We start from the raw sequence: 18271 nt of genomic DNA on the forward strand, positions 1-18271 counted from the left end.
ATATGTCATAACAATACACAATTTCAGCATGATACAGTCATTACAAATATGAAATACAAAGGGGATATTACATTGTATAACTTTCTTTCTGTCTTTATTGGTGTGCTCATCGCCGTTATGCTTCCATTGAATGGAATTTTATCTGAGTTAATTGGCAAGTACACAGCAAGCGTGGTCATTCACCTTGTCGGTTTAATTGCAGTTATCTTCATTTTAATCATAAACAAAAATAAAATTCGTTTCGATAAAAGTATTCCACTTTTTTTATATAGCGCTGGAGCGATTGGAGTATTCACTGTTCTTTTTAACAATATAAGTTTTTCCGTCCTTGGTGCTTCTATTACGATCGCATTAAGTTTACTCGGTCAATCTATTGCTTCCATCGTTATTGATCATTTCGGCTTATTAGGAATGAAAGTTGCAAAGTTTGAAAAGAAAAAACTAATTGGATTATGTTTCATCTCTTCTGGAATTATAATCATGACAATTTATTAATGGGGGCAAGAAAATGTTATATATTACGATCGCTATTTTAGCTGGTGTTTCTATCGTTGTTGCTAGAATTATTAACGCGAATTTAGCAAAGGAAATTGGAAACTGGGAAGGCACGTTTTTCAATTATATTACTGGATTATTTTTCTCTATGTTATTTTTAATTTTCAGTTCAGATTCATTGTATATCCCTATTCATAAGTTGCAATCTATTCCTATCGCCGTATACTTAGGCGGATTAGTAGGAGTTATCGTTATTTCATTATCCAACTATATTACTCCTAAAATATCAGCCTTTTATTTAACATTACTCATCTTTATCGGACAATTATTTGCGGGGACTATTATTGATTTCTTCCTGACAAATGAACTCTCAATTGGTAAAGTTATCGGTGGCATTTTCGTATTAATTGGGCTCACTTACAATTTACTCATAGATCGCCCGATAAAAACTGTGAAGCATAACCAAGTTCAACTATAATACTTTACGCTTACCTATCATATATTAATAGAAAAGCTCTTCACACGAAGTAATAGAGAGGAGAAAATCCTATTAAAAAAATTATTTTATTGCTAGGTAGCGTATTAATTATTTCTGGAATTGCATGGTTTATAAACTCGGGAAAATCTATTCAAGATCTCTATACTGCAAATAAGCCGAAAAAGAAAGCTACTATTATTTCAAGCTCGCGAGATCCAAATGAGCCCCCTGTTTTTTTAGGTAAACAGGAAATAAAAGATATACATGTCGAATCAATTAAAACAAAACAGGATATCTTTCTCACAAAAACAGATGAATTAAAAACGTTTATTAACAGTATAAATACCGCAAAAAAAGGTAAATTAACATTAGATGAAGAAGGATCAGACTTAATAGATTGTGATATGTGGATTACTTTCGAGGATGGAACTTATAAAAAATATTTCATATGGGTAGTTGATCATCACAGCAGCGAAGTGATGATTGCTCAGCAAGATACTCCTGATGATGTAAACCTTACGTACTATCAGTTAAACGAAGAGAGTTCAAAAAAAGTTTATAATTTATTTAAAAAAATTATTTAAACGAAAAAGTCATGAGCACGCGAACTCATGACTTTTTGCACTATATATACTCAGGGAACACTCTACAACCCTTTTCCTGCTCTATATCATGACCAAAGAAAACAATTGGTTTCTCTTTCGCCACAACTCCTTTTAAACGTTTAATTGAAGATAAAGCTAATTCTGGATCAAATCCTGCGAACGGCACTTCATCTTCAAAATTCTCTTTCGTGTACGATGCATCAATTGTTAATAAAACTGAACCGGATTGCTCCGTCTCAATGAATAACGACTGATGGCCTGGAGAATGACCTGGCGTATACAATAATTGAACACCTGGTACCACTTCATAATCCCCTTCAATAATTTTGTAGTTCAAATGCGGTAATATACATTCTTTCATATATTCTTCTCTATGAAGTGCTGCCTCATATTCCGTTCGCTGCACAATAATCGGTGTATTTGTAAAAGCACCGTTTCCTCCTGCATGATCAAAATGTAAGTGAGAACTAATAATATATAAAAGGTCGTCCGGCTCATACCCTACACGCTTTAATATATTCACGATTCTATCTTCTTCAGTCATTTTCGGTAAAATCTGTCCTTCAACAAATGTACCGTTAAAAAGCCCTTCATTATTAACTGCACTTTCTGGCATACCTGTATCTACTAAAATAGGCCCCTCTTCTGTCTCCAAAAGATAACACCATACAGGTAAGTTCAATAAATTCCCTGGCGCGAGTGTACCATTAACAGAAGAATGATCTAACATACAACGACCTGCTGGGATGAAATAAAGCTTCTTTACTGTCATTATGTATCCACCTTTACATTTAGTTTGGGATAAAGTAATACAATAAAAAATTCTTCTTTTTAGAAATAAACTCCTTCTAGACTATCAGTACAGCTTACATAAAAATGAAACATTAACACCGATTAACGCTGAAAACTAAAAGAAAGCACATGCACTACTTGAAAGCGGGCACACCATTGGGAAAATCGTATTAGAGAGATTTTAATCATGATAGTGACAGATAGTATGTGAAACTATATTAACGATTTTTCGAATATATCTATCATAACGTACAATATATCAACGATTTTTCGAATATATCTATCATAACGTACAATATATCAACGATTTTTCAAATATATCTATCATAAATCAAATTATATCAACGATTCGTCAAGCTATATCGACTTATCGACAAATAGCAACAATAAGAAAAGGCTGTTCCAGATGAACAGCCTTTTCTTTATTTACTTGAAATCTCTTTATTATTTTGAACGTCTAACGGAGCTCGCTTTCCTATTCCGAAAGCATAGAAACTAATTGTAACGATAGCTAAGAAAATAATACCTACAACTAATGAAATACGAGTATCATCGTTAAACCACATTCCGATTAATACCATAATTAAAAAGGCAATCGTTAAATAGTTTGTTACAGGAGCAAATGGCATTTTGAATGGATGATCTTTCATCTCTGCTCCCTTTTCTTTTCTAAAATTAATTTGACTAATTAAAATGACAAACCATGGTACCATACCAGGAAGTACACTCGCACTATATACATATACGAATAAGTTTTTCGGTGCGATGTAACTTAAAACAACACCAACCGCCAGACCGATAATTACGCCAACTGTACCAAATAAAGGTACACCATTTCCAGAAAGTTTCGTAAAATATTTCGGTGCTTGTCCATTTACACCTAACGTATAAAGCATACGACCAGCACTATAAATACCACTATTACAACCAGACATTGCTGCTGTAATAACAACAAAGTTAATAAGTCCAGCTGCTGCCGTAATACCAACCTTCGCAAAAGTTGCTACGAACGGACTACCAATTGTACTTAATTGATCCCACGGATACACAGTTACAATAACGAAAATAGCACCAATATAGAAAATTAAAATACGCCAAATTGTACTTTGAATCGCTCTTGTAAGTGTCTTCTTCGGATCCTTCGCTTCACCAGCAGTAATACCGATTAATTCCACACCTTGATATGCTCCCACTACAAGTGATAAAGCAAAGAAGAATCCTGAAAAACCACCTGTAAAGAAACCGCCATTTGACCAAAGATTTGATATACCAATCGCTTCTCCGCCGTTACCAATTCCAAAGAAAATAAGTCCAAATCCCGCAATAATCATTAATAGAATCGTAACGATTTTTATCATCGCAAACCAAAATTCAAATTCACCAAATGACTTAACAGAAATTAAGTTAGCTGCGCCAAGAATAACCATTGCAATTACACCTGGTATCCAAGCTGGTAAGTCCGGGAACCAATATTGCATATATGCTCCAACCGCAATAATTTCTGACATCCCAACGATTACCCACTGGAACCAGTTACTCCACGCTGTCATATAACCAGCTAACGGGTGAATATACTTATGACCGAACGTCGCAAATGAGCCTGTACTTGGCTCCATATACAACATTTCTCCCATGGCACGCATGATGAAGAAGATGAAAATACCTGCAATTGCATAAGCAAGCATTACTGACGGACCTGTCCATTTAATTGTACTGGCTGACCCCATAAACAAACCAACACCAATCGTTCCGCCTAAAGCAATCATTTGAATATGACGTGCTTCTAAACCTCTTTTCAATTCTTTGTTTGCCACTTCACTTCCCCCTCTTAGATGATTCATAGCCGCATTTTAACACAAGATGCTTTCCCCTAATTCCTTTCGGCCCTGAAAATGATGAAGCAAACGTCATTTTACACTAGCTTTAAAGCTATCCTAAAATCGTTTTGCGCTCCTAATAAAATTCTCAAAACCTTTCATCTTCCAATATTCTATAAATCTTAAAATTACTTACCTTATATTAATTCATTAATCTGAAAAATTCAATTATTTTTTCAATAAATTATTATACATAAGTCTGATTAATTTTTAACTAAATTAACAATAAAATACATCTATTCAATATGATTCCGGCATGTATATTATTACAATATAAATAACCGAGGAGAGTATTTCTTCCTCGGTTTCATATCTCAATACTTCAACCTTTATAGTTAATAACGTAATTCCCCACACATTCGATTTATATACCAATGAGAAATTTAATATATTAATAAACTACTAACTTCTTTACCCCAGCCAAAATATAAAAGAGTCTCATTAAAAAATGAGACTCTTTTACAATTTCATATTTAAATCGATTTCGAAGTTTGCTTACCAAAGATAAATACCCTAGTAAACACTACCATTATAACTACAATAACCAAAAAATAAAGTGGCATCACTAGTAACGAGCCTGTATGCAGCTGACTCATTCCCAAAATTGTCATCGTTACAATTACATAGTACCCTAAACTAAACAATGCACCTGCTGTACCAATGACATCTTGAAAATCTACTAACGCTAAACTTAAACAGTTAGGTAACGCTACTCCAATCCCTAATAACAATATAAACATTGCTATTAAAAATACAACCATATATATTACATTCGGATTTAATCCAATAAACGTAATAACAGATAAAAGGATAGCTCCCCCTGTCATTACGAAACAACCGATATATATAATTTTCTCTGGTTTATAAGTAGCAAGTAAACGTTTTGAAATTTTCGCTCCAACAATAGAAGCAGATGCAACAACAATTCCTAGAAATCCATACATACTAGGCGATAATTGAAAATATTCAATAAAGATAAACGGCGCTTCTGCATAATAGCTAAATAAAACACCATTTGCTCCTCCAATTAACAGCCCATATGTTACCACTTTCGGATTTGTAATTAACCTCTTCGAGACTGAAAATACATTTATTTTATTCGTTACTGAGACCGTTTTTGTTTCAGGGAGAGAAACAAACGTATACAGAAAAATACCGATACTCATAACTACTAAACTTAAAAATACTATTTTAAATCCAAACATTTGATCAAGAAAGCCACCAATTAACGGTCCTATCGCTGGTGTAAAAGCAATGACTGCCGAGATTTGAGCAAACATAACATGCCTCTTATGCCCTTCTACACTTTCACGAAGAATCGTTTGCGTCACAACTGACCCTGCACTTGCTCCAAACGCTTGAATAAAACGACTTACCAATAAAACTTCAATGGAATTTGCAATATAGCATAAGAAACTCCCAGCGCCATATACGACAATTCCAAGTAACATCGCCCGGCGACGACCAATTATATCTGATAACCACCCAATAAAAAATACACCTAACGCAAAACCAGCAAAATACACACTAAGTGTTAACTGCACCTCATTATTACTTACATGTAACGCCTTTGAAATATCAGGTAACGACGGTGTGTAAATCGTTTCACTAATTTGCGGAAATGCGACAAGAACAATCATTAACAAAAGTGATGGTACTGAGACTTTTTTCATTTTTCATACCCTCCTATAACTTTGAAAATCTCAGAAATAAAAAGACTTTCCTTAGCTACGGAACAGGAGGGGCCATTATAGAAATCCGTTCATAAAACAACAAAGAAAACACCTCAATTACGTATGTTAATACTTATAGGAGGGTAATATTAACATCGATTTTTAAATATACTTTTTCAATTATATTACATACTGCGTTTCTTTTACTAGTGCTCGGCCTTGGAGGATTGTTAAAAAGATAACTTGATGCAGTCACCTTTTTATGGAATAATTAGAAATAGTTTGAATTCGCAAGTTTAATTATTAAACGATAGACTAGCATATTTTAATGTCACAAGCTTACAAACTGGAGGCCTTTCGTAATGATTGAAATTTTAAGGACAGTAGTAAACTTTCTAATTTCTCTATTCTCAGGAGAATTACCATTTGTATATTATGTATGGATTATTACCCTATTCCTAATTCAAATAACCCAATCTACTCTAAACTATAAACTCTTTAACAAGAAAGGCAATTTCAGCACTTATATATCGGAAGGATTACTTGCTTTTATTATTTTATTGTTTGGAGGAATATTAGTATCTAAGTTACTTGCTTACATAATAGACGATCCTACTATTAGTATGACGAATTTAACACATTATTTTGTTTCTCTTATCATATTAACTATATTTGTCGTAATAACCTGTGTTAAAGACTTTATAGAGACATCTATAAAGAATAAAAATATATCTCTTTTGAGCTTTTTAGTAATTTCCTTAATAACAAGCATACTTTCATTCAAGTTTTTATCACCTTTAATTGAAGGTTCTTTTTCTCTTTCTAAATCTTTTATAACTACTTTAATCATTCTTGTAACTATATCAATCCCTCTATTAATTTCCTTAGAGGATAAGTATGCAGATGAAGGAGAAACGGAAAATTTATAGTTTCTCATTTACATAAAAGAAAGAGGGAGCTCCCCTCTTTCTTTTAAATCATCCCTTTTAATATCAATCCTAAAACTGACATTATTATCGCGCTAATAATAATTCGCAAAATCCAAGTTGTGTTTGTACTTATTTTTTCTAATTGCTTATTGATTGTTGCTATATCTTTCTCATTAATAGTAGTACGCGTTTCTAAAGCACGAATGTCTCTCATAATTTCTTTTTGCTCCGCCTTGAGACTGTCAATTTTAGCGTAAACATCTTCCATATATTCACACCCTCTGTTCATCTTAATAGAAAAATCTATATATATTATGAGACAACCCTCTTACCTGTGAATACATTGCGTACATCCGCGTACCAAATTATTTGTACAATCTAATTGAATTATTCATATGTTTCCTATCTTCTATATAAATCAGCGTTAAGATAAATTAAAAAAGGAATCCCTTGTTTATTTAACAACAAACAAGGTGCAATCCAACATTCGGGAGCACCTACGATAATTTCTATTGTTTTCATATTTACAACTCCATATAATCAGTATGATTTTTTGAAGAAGCCACTTTTTGAACTGTTTAAAGTATACTAATATGAATACGAAATAGCTGTATTGATAAACTCTCTAGAACAATAAATATACTGGCTGAAACGGATCTATATCCAATATTTTTTCCGGTAACATGAATGGTTATTTCTGATAAATACGTTTGTATATCATTGTTTTCAAAAATTTCATCCTCAACCTTTACAATATCTGCTTCACAATCTACTTCTTTAAAAGTTTTCAATAATTTTGTTTCCAATAAACTACAATCAAAATTCTCATCTTTTATTACGGCAAATTTAACCTTCATATCGATTTCCCCATTTTTAACAAACTAAAATCATTAAATCAATATAAATATATATTATTCTATTAAATAATTCAAAATATACGCTTCTCATATACATTATTAAAAATCAGTTCTAAAGAATTAAATGCAAAAAGAAATTACATATACAAATCCCCTATTTCAACTTAACTTTGTGTAATAATGCATATTTCAAATACATTATTTCCTTTCACTCATACTTTTATCATTGAGTTTTTATTCACAAATTCGTAACACATATATATGAGTTATTATGCTAAAATTAGTTTATTCACAAGAAGAAGTTATTCTTAATAAATCAATCATTTTTAATACCCTGTTTAAAGCCTTGCCCCCCTGCAAGGCTTTTTCCTATTTAACTAGAGTAGTAGTTTTCGTTATGCATCTCTCCCCTTTGTTCCTTACCCTACAAATAATACTGAATGTTTATTTTACTTTTTCAACATCCTTACTCGCTCTGTTCGAGAGCTCTTTACCAAATATTCAATCTAATGATAAAATTGACCAAATTAATATTTTCATCCATAACTGTATCAAAAAGTACACTAAAGAAAAAATAGCACTCTCACGATTAAGTAAACGCGAGCTTTTTTCTTCTATCTACTTACTATTTAAGGTTAATAGTTTAGTAACAAGATTTAAAAATTCGACTTAAATTCATTAATGAATGGAGAGGTTTATATGAAATTAAAAGACAAAGTAGCAATCATAACTGGTGGTGCAAGTGGAATTGGCGAATCTACTGTTCGTCTTTTTATCGAAGAAGGTGCAAAAGTAGTTATTGCTGACTTTTCTGAACGTGGAAAAGAACTATCAGATGAATTGAATGCACATGGATATAATACATTATTTATTAAAACCGATGTAACAAAAGAGGCAGATATTAAACAGCTAATTCATGAGACAGTAAGTACATACGGTAAATTAGATATTATGTATGCCAATGCCGGCGTTGCTGATGATGCACCGGCAAACGAATTATCCTATGAAAAGTGGAAAAGAACTATTGATATTAATTTGTCTGGGGTATTCCTTTCTGATAAATATTCGATTGAACAATTTCTTAAACAAGGTACAGGTGGTGTCATCGTTAACGCTGGTTCGATTCATAGTTTTGTTTCATTACCTACACCAACAGCATACTCCTCTGCAAAAGGTGGTGTGAAACTATTAACTCAAAATTTATGTACTGCCTACGCTAAATATGGAATACGTATTAACGCGGTGTGCCCTGGTTATATTGACACCCCTTTACTAGGTAGTGTTAATCCTCAACAGAAAGAATATTTAGCTTCACTTCATCCACAAGGCAGACTTGGAACACCAGAAGAAGTCGCTAAAGCTGTCTTATTTTTAGCAAGTGATGATGCTAGTTTTGTTAACGGCACAACACTTCTTGTTGATGGAGGCTATACTGCACGTTAATTTAAAAATTTTGAAGCACCCTAAAAAATATATAGTCTTCAACAAGAAAAAGCGCCATCACAAGTGACGGCGCTTTTTCTATGTAAGAGCAACTAGAAGATATCCTTCTAGCCTACTCCCATTTATAAGTCCAAAACTGTTCAAGTTGCAGCCATTTTAATGTTGCTGCATCTTTGTTTTTTATTTTTGCATGCGTGTCTTCAAGCATTGCTTCTGTTTGTGAACGGTGCGCACCTAATGCAGTTAATTTATGATCAAATACTTCACTAATGTTATTTACAACATCCGGTTCTCCTAATACTGCTTCACGATTTTTCGTAATCGCAACAGCATGAATAACTGGGCGCTCTTCTTTTGGCATACGTGATACAGCGCGAACGACAGCGCGGCCAAATGCATTATGATCTGGATGTACACCGTGCTCTGGATAAAATGTAATAATTCGAGATGGATTTACTTCTTGAATGATTGCTTCAATTTTGTCAGCAACGAAATCAACATCTTCAAATTCTAACGTTTTATCATGGAAGCCAAGCATTCTTAAATCTTTAATACCCATCGCTTCACAAGCATCTTTCAATTCTTTCTTACGGATATGTGGAATCGTTTCACGGTTAGCGAATACGTTCTTACCCATGTTACGTCCCATTTGTCCTAGAGTACCACATGCATATGTTACAGGTACTCCTTGATCTGTTAATAAGCGAATTGTCCCTCCCGCAGCATATGCTTCATCATCTGGATGCGGAAATACAACAAGTACATGTCTCTCCATAAGTTTCCCTCCTTCTTACTTAAATGGTGTTAAGCTTAACTCAAGTGCAACTGCTAGACGACCTAAATTATCATGTCCAGCTAATAATAAACGCTCTTGATCGTCTACTTCCCAGTGCGTAATACCTTCAGCATATACCCAACCGTGATCCATTTTCAGACCAACTCGGTATGGATTTGTTCCAGTTATCTTCCCGCGTTCAAAACGGATAATCGCATTTCGAATGAAAGCACCAACTGTCATCATCTTTTCATTTATGTGTGATGCATACGCTCCGTTTGTCGTTTCTAAATGAATATATACATCTTTATTTACAAAACGTTCAATTTCATTTTGAATAAGAGAACTATCTTTTACTATTTCCATCGGAATTCACCTCTTTAAACCATTTTACGCAAAAATAATGTAAATTGCTATCTCTATATTAGAGGACAACGCTCACTTTTCCTAATAATTTGCACTGTGTTTTTTATATTTTTTATATGATATGTAAAAAATACATTTTTTCCTTCACTTTGTTAAATAGTTTTCTTTCTTTTTTGAATTTGCTACAATATATTTTATCCCGTATTATTGCAGCGAGATACATTTCGACAATTGAATACATAATTTAAAGAAGGTGACATGATTGGAACAGTCAGCACATGAAGTAGCAAATTGGCAATATTATTTTGCAATTGCCGTATTTTTAATCACGTACGGATTTATTATTTCTGAGAAATTGAATCGTGCTGTAATCGCACTATTCGGTGCTGCTATTATGATTATTTTTGGAGTTGTAGATTTACATACTGCTTTCACATCACATATTCAATGGGAAACGATTACCCTTTTAATTGGGATGATGATTCTCGTACATATTACGAGTCAATCAGGCGTCTTTGAATTTGTGGCCATTAAAGCGGCAAAAGGAGCTGGCGGAAAACCGATTCGCATTTTATTATTACTATCCCTATTAACTGCTGTCGGATCAGCATTTTTGGACAATGTAACGACTGTTTTATTAATCGTTCCTGTTACATTATCCATTACACGTATTTTAAAAGTAAATCCTGTGCCTTATTTGATTTCAGAAGTGCTGTTTTCAAATATAGGCGGAACAGCAACATTAATCGGTGATCCACCTAATATTATGATTGGATCAGCAAACAAGCATTTAGACTTTAACGCCTTTTTACTTAACTTAGCTCCAATCGTAATTATTATTTCTATTGTGACACTTGGCATTATTTACTTCATGTACCGTAACAAACTAAAAACAACACCTGAACAAATCGAAAAACTAATGGCATTAAATGAAAAAGATTATATTAAGGATCAAAGCCTCCTTTTAAAATCTATTTCGATTTTAGGACTAACTATTTTAGGCTTCGTACTTCATTCGATTATTCATGTAGACGCTGCCGTTATAGCGATGACAGGCGCTACACTTCTTATGTTAATCGGCGTGAAAGAACATGATATTGAAGATGTATTTGCCCACGTTGAATGGGTAACCATTTTCTTCTTCGCCGGACTATTCGTTCTCGTTGGCGGGTTAATTGATATCGGACTTATCTCTTCACTTGCAAAAGAAGTAATCGACGTAACAAACGGTGACATCGGATTTGCAGCTATACTTATTTTATGGGTATCTGGCATCGCATCTGCAACAATCGACAACATCCCATTTGTCGCAACGATGATCCCTCTTATTCAAGACTTAGCTACAGGACTCGGACTATCTGTCGATTCTCCGCAAATCGAAGTACTATGGTGGGCGTTATCTCTTGGAGCTTGCTTAGGAGGAAACGGAACGCTAATCGGAGCATCTGCAAACGTAGTCGTTGCTGGTATTGCAAAACGTGAAGGACATGCTTTCTCTTATATGGACTTCTTAAAAATCGGTTTACCATTAACTATTGTTGCACTCTTGTTATCACATGCTTATATATATTTACGTTATTTAATGTAAAAGTTGTATTGCATGAAATTATATCGTCAAATACAAAAGGTTTGCAGCATCCGTGCTGCAAACCTTTTTTCATCACCAAAATATACCGATAATTGCTAAACCGCCTAAAATCATACCACCAATTTGTCCGACAATTGTTGGTGATAATTGAACACCTTTTCTCACTTCAACAACTGGTCTTTCGTGCCTTAGTTGCTGCACTTCACTTTGCAGTTGGTGCACACTTCCGTGTAACTCTTTAATAAGTTCTTTTAATTCGGCGACCTCTTCATTTACTGGTTTTTCCTTTTCTAAATTCATTTTGCATGACTCCTTATAAATTCAATCTACACACTGTGAATTTTCGCCAATTACCATTATATCTCCTGCATACTACATATATAATTTCGAATGTACTTTCTAACCTTGCCGCTCTATCCATTCATCCCGCAATATCCCCATAATCATACGGTCAAAACACTTCCCATCTCTTTGAACCGCTTCTCTCATACAGCCTTCCATTTCAAAACCCATCTTTTTATACAATGCAATGGCAGGTTTATTATACGAAATAACATCGAGACCGATGCGGTGTAAATTCAATTCATAGAAAGCATACTTTAAAATAAGATGTATTGCTTCTTTCCCATATCCTTTTCCTCTATCATTCGCATCTCCTATACCAATGGCTAATAAACCTGTTCTGTTATTCCACTCTATACCATGAATCGCCACAAAACCAATTAAGCGATCTTCTTGAACTGCCCTTACCATGAAAGAAACACTATTCGATCTTCGTCCTTTTAATAACCCATCACTTGCTATTTCATTTAAAGATTGCGGGAATGCTACATCTGTATCAACATTTCTTAAATATTCACTATCTTCTTGCCACATAGCCATTACTTCAGCATCTGTTTCTCTCATAGCTGATAATTTAATCGTTTTATTTCGAAAAAGATTCATTGTCATTTCAAACTCCCCCTTTTTTAATAACGGGGATACTTATTTTAGCCTATTTATCCCCTTGTTCCATAAACTGCTTTATAAACGGGATACTTACAATAAGCGCTGACATTGGCACATCTCCTCTACGTTAAATTAAATTCATTGTATAATTTTTCATTTATTCTAACAATAAAAAAAGACCCTCTAAATTTAGAGGATCTTCCTAACGACGAATCGATATTATTTCGTAAACATTTTCTCCGCTTCATCCATTGCCATTTTGTTTCCTAAAGCAGAATAGTCAAGCCATGGTTGGTCATTGATAATGTATACGTGCTTGCCTTTAACTGCTTTTAAGTCTTTCCAGATTGGTGTTTCTTGAAGTTGTTTAAATGCAGCTTTTGCTTTATCGTCTCTGTTTACAACAACGAAAATAGCATCTGCATCAAAGTCAGGTAATACTTCTTGTGAAATGACTTCGAAAGGACGGTTTACATCGATTTTCTCTACACCATTTGCAGGTTGTAACCCTAGGTCTTGGAATAAAATTGGTCCCATCGGTCTTTTCGTACTAAATACACGCAATTCTTTTGCAGTAACGCGAATTGCCATTACTTTTTCGTTATTACCTAGCTCTTTATCTATTAAACCTTTTACTCGTTTTGATTGCTCTTCGTAATCTTGAATATATTTATCTGCTTCTTTCTCACGGTTTACAAGTTTACCAACTTGTTTTAAATGCTCTCTCCACGTACCTTCATCTAAATTGAAAGAATGTGTTTTTGCAATTTTTTCGTATTTCGCTACATCTTTACCAGCATATTTTTCATCAACATAAATGTCAGTTGGCTTTAATTGAAGTAACGCTTCCATATTCGGATCTGTTACAACACCAAGCTTCTTCGTATCTTTCAACTTCTCTTTAGCGTGCGGTAAGAAATCTTTTAAATCTCCACCAATAACAGAACCTACTGGTGTAATTCCTAATGCAAGTAAATCATTTGTTAAATGAATAGACATTGAAGCAATTTTTGGATCATTACTTTTTTCCGTTTTTTTCGTTGCCTCTTCATTAGCTTTCGTTTGACCACATGCTGCTAATACTAAAATACACATCATGCTAAATAAAATAGTAAGTTTCTTTTTCATATGTTCTCCTCTTTGAAGTATTTATTTTGTTTTTGTAAGTAAATAAAGAAAATACGGTGCTCCTAAAGCTGCCACTACTACACCAGCTGGAATAGAATTTGGCTCAAATATAGAACGACCTATCGTATCTGCTAGCACTAAAATAATCATTCCGATAATGCCAGCTAAAGGAAGAAAGTGTTGATATGTAGTACCTACTAACTTCCTTGCGATATGCGGAGCAACTAAACCGATAAAACCAATTCCTCCTGCCATCGATACACTTGTGCAAGATAATCCAACCGCTGTAGCTAAAAGTAATAACCGTTCTTTTTGAACAGAAACACCAAGTCCTGCTGCTACACTATCACCTAGTGACAATGCATTTAACGTTTTAGATTTTAGCCACGCATAAGGGGTTAGTATGAAAATCCAAGGTAATAATGCAAGGACATGAATCCAATCCCTTCCCCACACGTTACCAACTAGCCATCTAGAAGCGAATGTATACGTCTCATCATTTAACTTGAGAGAGAAAAATAGCGAAATTGCACTAAAGCCAGCTGAAACTGCAATACCAACGAGAATAAGTCTAATGGGAAGTAAACCTTTTGACCGATCACTCGCAAGTAAAATAATAAGAAATGCAGCTAATACTCCTCCGCCAAATGTAAATAACGGTATTAAAATGGATGCACTCTCATTAATAGAATGAAAGAGAGTAACAAATACGATAAGACCGAAAGATGCACCTGAATGCAACCCTAAAATACCAGGATCTGCAAGTGCATTACGTGATAACCCTTGCAAAATCGCACCGGAAATACCAAGACCGATACCGGCTAACATCGTGATTATTATTCTTGGCATACGATAATCATATAGCACGGTTGCACTCTCAAAATTACCATAACCCAAAAGTGTTTCAATTACTCTAAGTGGCGCTATACTCAGTGTCCCTGTATTTAAACTAATTAAAATTACAGCGATACTTATACATCCGAAGATTGTAGTTACAGTAATAGCTCTCTTTTTATCCGTGTTAAAAAGATCTTTCATTTATAACTCCCTCCCAACTTTACGTGCTATATAGAGGAAGAACGGAACTCCAACAAGAGCTACCATAATCCCTATCGCAAGTTCCTTAGGAGGATTTACTGTTCTTGCCCCTAAATCAGCTACAACTAATAACATAGCTCCTAATAATGCTGACATAGGAATAATGAGTCTATAATTAACACCAACTAATTTTCTAGCAATGTGCGGGATAACTAGTCCTACAAATCCAATAGAACCAACAGCTGAAACAGAAACACCTGCCAGAATAACTACTATAATCATCCCTAGTATTCTCGTTCGGTTCGTTTTCACTCCTAAATTTGTAGCAACATCATCCCCCATTGATATGAGTGAAATAGATCTCCCTAGCATTGTCGCGAAAATAATCGTTATAAGAATAATAGGAACTAAAAATTTCAAGTGTTCCCACTTAACCCCTGCAACACCACCAGCATACCAAAACGCTAAATCTTGGCTTAAATCATAATAAATCGCAACACCTGAACTTAATGAATGTAAAAGCGCTGCCATAACTGCTCCAGCAATCGTTAATCTCATTGGTGTTAACCCGCCTGATGTTGCTGATCCAATAACAAAAATAAGTACTGTACTTAAGACTGCTCCAATAAAGGAAACAATCATTAAATAGGAATACGGCATATGCGGAAAAAAAGCAAAACTAAGTGCCACTACAAACATCGCACCTGCATTTATTCCGAGTACACCTGCATCAGCTAAAGGATTTCGTGTTATACCTTGCATAACAGCACCAGCAACCGCAAAAGCTGCCCCTACAACTGCTGCACCAATTACTCTCGGGAGCCTTAATTCATAAATAATTTGGTGCTGCGTTAATTTCGGATTGTAATTCAAAATCGCTGCCCACACCGTTTGTAAATGTATATCTTTTGCACCAAATGAAATGGCTAAAAATATAGATCCAATTAAACATAAAATTGTTAAGCTCATGAAACATATGAACTTAATATGTATCCAGCGGTTATTACCAGCATGTACAGTAGACTTATGTAACATGTTTCATTTCATCCTTTATATTCAGTTGTTTTTTATAATTATTTTTTATTTATAATTATTATTGATAATAATTATCATTTTCATTTAGATATTATATCCCCACTTTTTTTAAATAGCAAACTATTTTTTCACTTCGCTAAATATTAAAATACTCATTACAATTCCCTTCTAAAACTTACAAATACATGCAAAATAGACTACTGGATTATTTTTTAAATTGTAGTATACTTATTAATTATTTTGATTTTTCTAATAAAAATCCCGAAGGTGACACAATGTTCTATATAAAACAACTACTACACTTCACTTACGAGCAAGCATTATCTTGCTTATTCCCAGTCGTTATTTTCTTAACACTAGCCCTTTCAAAAATCGTTTCTATTCCAGGGTTATATCGCTATGATTTCATACTCATCGCATGTCTTCTTATGCAGTGGATTATGTACAAGACTGGACTTGAGACGAAAGACGAATTAAAAGTAATTACTGTCTTTCACCTCATCGGCCTTTTACTAGAAATATATAAAGTTCATTTCGGTTCATGGAGTTATCCTGAAGAGGCGTATTCAAAGATTTTTGGAGTTCCGCTTTACAGCGGCTTTATGTACGCAAGTGTCGCAAGTTACATATGCCAAGCGTGGAGAAGGTTACATTTACAAATGCATTATTGGCCGAAAGCTATTTTTACCGTGCCATTAGGAGCAATGATTTACTTCAATTTTTTCACGCATCATTTTCTATACGATTTTAGATGGTTCTTAACTTTACTTCTATTCATCGTTTTCTTTCGGACATTTGTGGAATTTTCATTACGAGGCTTTACATATAAAATACCACTCGTTCTCTCCTTTTTCCTTATCGGTTTCTTCATTTGGATTGCAGAGAACATCGCAACATTTTTCGGAGCATGGCAATATCCAAATCAACGGGAAGCATGGAATCTCGTTCACTTAAGCAAAATTAGTTCATGGTTTTTACTCGTTGTTATTAGCATTATGATTGTCACGCAGCTCAAACATTTGAAGGAATCAAAAAGATAATGCTGATTATGTAAAAACAGTTAGCCCATCACTCATTAGAGAGTGATGGGCTAACTGTTTTTAGTAATATTTTTTAAACCGTCCTTATCAAGGGAGTTATAATTTACAAGAGTATAAGCAATTACACATTATGAACTGCTACTGGCAGAAGATGTTGCTACAGATGAAGCGGCAATCGTTGCCATCATGGCTGCCTGTTGTGCTTGTATGAGGACTTCTATCATTGTTTGTAAACCTGTGTTAGTAGCTTTACTTTCCTCACCTTTCTGACTTACGAACAGTTGAATAGCAATAAGAATAGTTGTATCTGTATGCCAACGGAACAATTTATCCCCCTGCAATTTTTCAATAAATGCTCGAATAGAATGAATCTCTTTTTCTCCGTCCTCGAGTAACGCTAGTAGCCCGATAGCTGGGTAATGCATCTGTTTTACTTTTACCTTTTCTTGCTTTAACAAATTCCATATATTTGTATATTTTGCAACTAATAGTTCTTCCCTGACATCCTTCTTTAGTGAAAGAATATGACTCAAAAATTGAAGATCATTCCCTTTACGCAAACCAGCTGTCGCTAGTTTCTGATAAAGACGTTCCACTCGGTCCATAAGTGTTTCTACATGCTCTGATTGTCCTGCTAATAAAACTGCGAGCGGATAATCATTTGTACTTGTAAGAAAGAGGTGATCCTTTTTCATGCGTTTATATACTTGCATCGAACGCTGAATGTGCGCGCCATGCTGTTCATTTTCTTCTGTTAAAAGCACAGCTGCTGCGAGATAAGTAAATATACTCCGGCTAAAGCCACCAGTGACCAATTGTTCATATAAATCTAAAAACTTCCGAAAAGCTTCCTTGTAATCTGTAAAGTGAATATCTAATGTTGCGGCCACTACAAAACGATGATAAGACTTTAAGTATGAAAACATCCCTACCTGATTCTTAATATAACTACTAATTTCTAAAAAACGTCCGAGATCAAACAATTTATCACTACCTGCATACATAGCAGCAATCATCATTCCTGTTCGAGAATCACTCGTTTTCCATTTTAGTTCTCCCTTTAACTGTACATATGTATGTTTATATTGCTCCAACTTTTGCTCTAATGTAATCATAGTATTCACCCCTATTTCTAGTTCTTCTCTATTATTATACGTATATTCCACATTTAGGAATATACGTATAATAATCACAACATAAAAAA

20 protein-coding genes are annotated in these 18271 nt (G+C 34.3%); 7 read left to right on the top strand and 13 right to left on the bottom strand.

From position 1 onward, the window contains the following. The first annotated feature begins 48 nt into the window (after window positions 1–48). From MR136_RS07095 to MR136_RS07105, 3 genes are all read left to right on the top strand, one after another. On the top strand, window positions 49–495 hold the full coding sequence (locus tag MR136_RS07095) for a DMT family transporter (protein WP_002039063.1): 447 nt from the start codon (window positions 49–51) through the stop codon (window positions 493–495). Between the two features lie 13 nt (window positions 496–508). Beyond that, complete coding sequence (locus tag MR136_RS07100) at window positions 509–973, top strand: DMT family transporter (protein WP_000965811.1); 465 nt, start codon at window positions 509–511, stop codon at window positions 971–973. An 89-nt stretch (window positions 974–1062) separates the two neighbouring features. Further along, window positions 1063–1557: a hypothetical protein gene (locus MR136_RS07105; protein ID WP_061457528.1), complete on the top strand. Its 495-nt coding sequence runs from the start codon at window positions 1063–1065 to the stop codon at window positions 1555–1557. A 40-nt stretch (window positions 1558–1597) separates the two neighbouring features. Here the strand turns inward: MR136_RS07105 and aiiA are convergent, their stop codons facing one another. From aiiA to MR136_RS07120, 3 genes are all read right to left on the bottom strand, one after another. After that, complete coding sequence (aiiA, locus tag MR136_RS07110; RefSeq protein WP_000216574.1) at window positions 1598–2350, bottom strand: quorum-quenching N-acyl homoserine lactonase AiiA; 753 nt, start codon at window positions 2348–2350, stop codon at window positions 1598–1600. 442 nt (window positions 2351–2792) lie between these two features. After that, the gene (locus MR136_RS07115) at window positions 2793–4184 is read right to left on the bottom strand and encodes an amino acid permease (protein ID WP_001284417.1); all 1392 of its coding nucleotides are present in this window, start codon (window positions 4182–4184) and stop codon (window positions 2793–2795) included. A gap of 536 nt (window positions 4185–4720) precedes the next feature. Then, entirely contained in the window at window positions 4721–5920 is a 1200-nt protein-coding gene (locus MR136_RS07120) for a multidrug effflux MFS transporter (RefSeq protein ID WP_061457530.1), read from the bottom strand. Window positions 5921–6282: 362 nt separating this feature from the next. Between MR136_RS07120 and MR136_RS07125 the strand changes: the two genes are divergently transcribed. Further along, window positions 6283–6849 (top strand): DUF5823 family protein, encoded by a 567-nt coding sequence (locus tag MR136_RS07125; RefSeq protein WP_000570045.1) that lies wholly within the window; start codon window positions 6283–6285, stop codon window positions 6847–6849. Between the two features lie 43 nt (window positions 6850–6892). Here the strand turns inward: MR136_RS07125 and MR136_RS07130 are convergent, their stop codons facing one another. Both MR136_RS07130 and MR136_RS07135 read right to left on the bottom strand, forming a co-directional pair. Then, window positions 6893–7117 (bottom strand): hemolysin XhlA family protein, encoded by a 225-nt coding sequence (locus tag MR136_RS07130; protein ID WP_000390461.1) that lies wholly within the window; start codon window positions 7115–7117, stop codon window positions 6893–6895. Window positions 7118–7427: 310 nt separating this feature from the next. Continuing rightward, on the bottom strand, window positions 7428–7706 hold the full coding sequence (locus MR136_RS07135; RefSeq protein ID WP_000865005.1) for a hypothetical protein: 279 nt from the start codon (window positions 7704–7706) through the stop codon (window positions 7428–7430). Window positions 7707–8405: 699 nt separating this feature from the next. On the opposite strand from MR136_RS07135, the gene MR136_RS07140 reads away from it, so the two are divergent. After that, the gene (locus MR136_RS07140; RefSeq protein WP_000768018.1) at window positions 8406–9149 is read left to right on the top strand and encodes an SDR family NAD(P)-dependent oxidoreductase; all 744 of its coding nucleotides are present in this window, start codon (window positions 8406–8408) and stop codon (window positions 9147–9149) included. A gap of 112 nt (window positions 9150–9261) precedes the next feature. Here the strand turns inward: MR136_RS07140 and bshB2 are convergent, their stop codons facing one another. Then, complete coding sequence (gene bshB2 / locus MR136_RS07145) at window positions 9262–9924, bottom strand: bacillithiol biosynthesis deacetylase BshB2 (RefSeq protein ID WP_000439483.1); 663 nt, start codon at window positions 9922–9924, stop codon at window positions 9262–9264. A 15-nt stretch (window positions 9925–9939) separates the two neighbouring features. Then, window positions 9940–10290, bottom strand: coding sequence for a YojF family protein (locus MR136_RS07150; RefSeq protein ID WP_000407045.1), 351 nt, complete (start codon window positions 10288–10290; stop codon window positions 9940–9942). 262 nt (window positions 10291–10552) lie between these two features. Here MR136_RS07150 and MR136_RS07155 point away from each other — a divergent pair, with 262 nt between their 5' ends. Next, on the top strand, window positions 10553–11878 hold the full coding sequence (locus MR136_RS07155; protein ID WP_017673085.1) for an ArsB/NhaD family transporter: 1326 nt from the start codon (window positions 10553–10555) through the stop codon (window positions 11876–11878). Window positions 11879–11950: 72 nt separating this feature from the next. On the opposite strand, the gene MR136_RS07160 is transcribed toward MR136_RS07155, so the two are convergent. The 5 genes from MR136_RS07160 to MR136_RS07180 all read right to left on the bottom strand — a co-directional run bounded on the left by MR136_RS07160 (window position 11951) and on the right by MR136_RS07180 (window position 16027). Further along, window positions 11951–12178 carry a coiled-coil domain-containing protein gene (locus MR136_RS07160; protein ID WP_017673084.1) on the bottom strand — a complete coding sequence of 76 codons (228 nt, stop codon included), beginning with the start codon at window positions 12176–12178 and terminating at the stop codon, window positions 11951–11953. 99 nt (window positions 12179–12277) lie between these two features. Next, window positions 12278–12829 (bottom strand): GNAT family N-acetyltransferase, encoded by a 552-nt coding sequence (locus MR136_RS07165; RefSeq protein WP_017673083.1) that lies wholly within the window; start codon window positions 12827–12829, stop codon window positions 12278–12280. 216 nt (window positions 12830–13045) lie between these two features. Continuing rightward, complete coding sequence (locus tag MR136_RS07170; RefSeq protein ID WP_078421638.1) at window positions 13046–13954, bottom strand: iron-hydroxamate ABC transporter substrate-binding protein; 909 nt, start codon at window positions 13952–13954, stop codon at window positions 13046–13048. Window positions 13955–13975: 21 nt separating this feature from the next. Then, on the bottom strand, window positions 13976–14992 hold the full coding sequence (locus MR136_RS07175; RefSeq protein ID WP_017673082.1) for a FecCD family ABC transporter permease: 1017 nt from the start codon (window positions 14990–14992) through the stop codon (window positions 13976–13978). Further along, complete coding sequence (locus tag MR136_RS07180; RefSeq protein WP_017673081.1) at window positions 14993–16027, bottom strand: FecCD family ABC transporter permease; 1035 nt, start codon at window positions 16025–16027, stop codon at window positions 14993–14995. A 275-nt stretch (window positions 16028–16302) separates the two neighbouring features. On the opposite strand from MR136_RS07180, the gene MR136_RS07185 reads away from it, so the two are divergent. Next, the gene (locus tag MR136_RS07185; RefSeq protein WP_017673080.1) at window positions 16303–17067 is read left to right on the top strand and encodes a DUF817 domain-containing protein; all 765 of its coding nucleotides are present in this window, start codon (window positions 16303–16305) and stop codon (window positions 17065–17067) included. Between the two features lie 128 nt (window positions 17068–17195). Here the strand turns inward: MR136_RS07185 and MR136_RS07190 are convergent, their stop codons facing one another. Beyond that, on the bottom strand, window positions 17196–18182 hold the full coding sequence (locus tag MR136_RS07190) for a DUF4003 domain-containing protein (RefSeq protein WP_017673079.1): 987 nt from the start codon (window positions 18180–18182) through the stop codon (window positions 17196–17198). Window positions 18183–18271 lie beyond the last annotated feature (89 nt).

It is taken from the genome of Bacillus cereus group sp. BfR-BA-01311 (assembly GCF_022664295.1).
GTDB classification, from domain to species: Bacteria; Bacillota; Bacilli; order Bacillales; family Bacillaceae_G; genus Bacillus_A; species Bacillus_A cereus.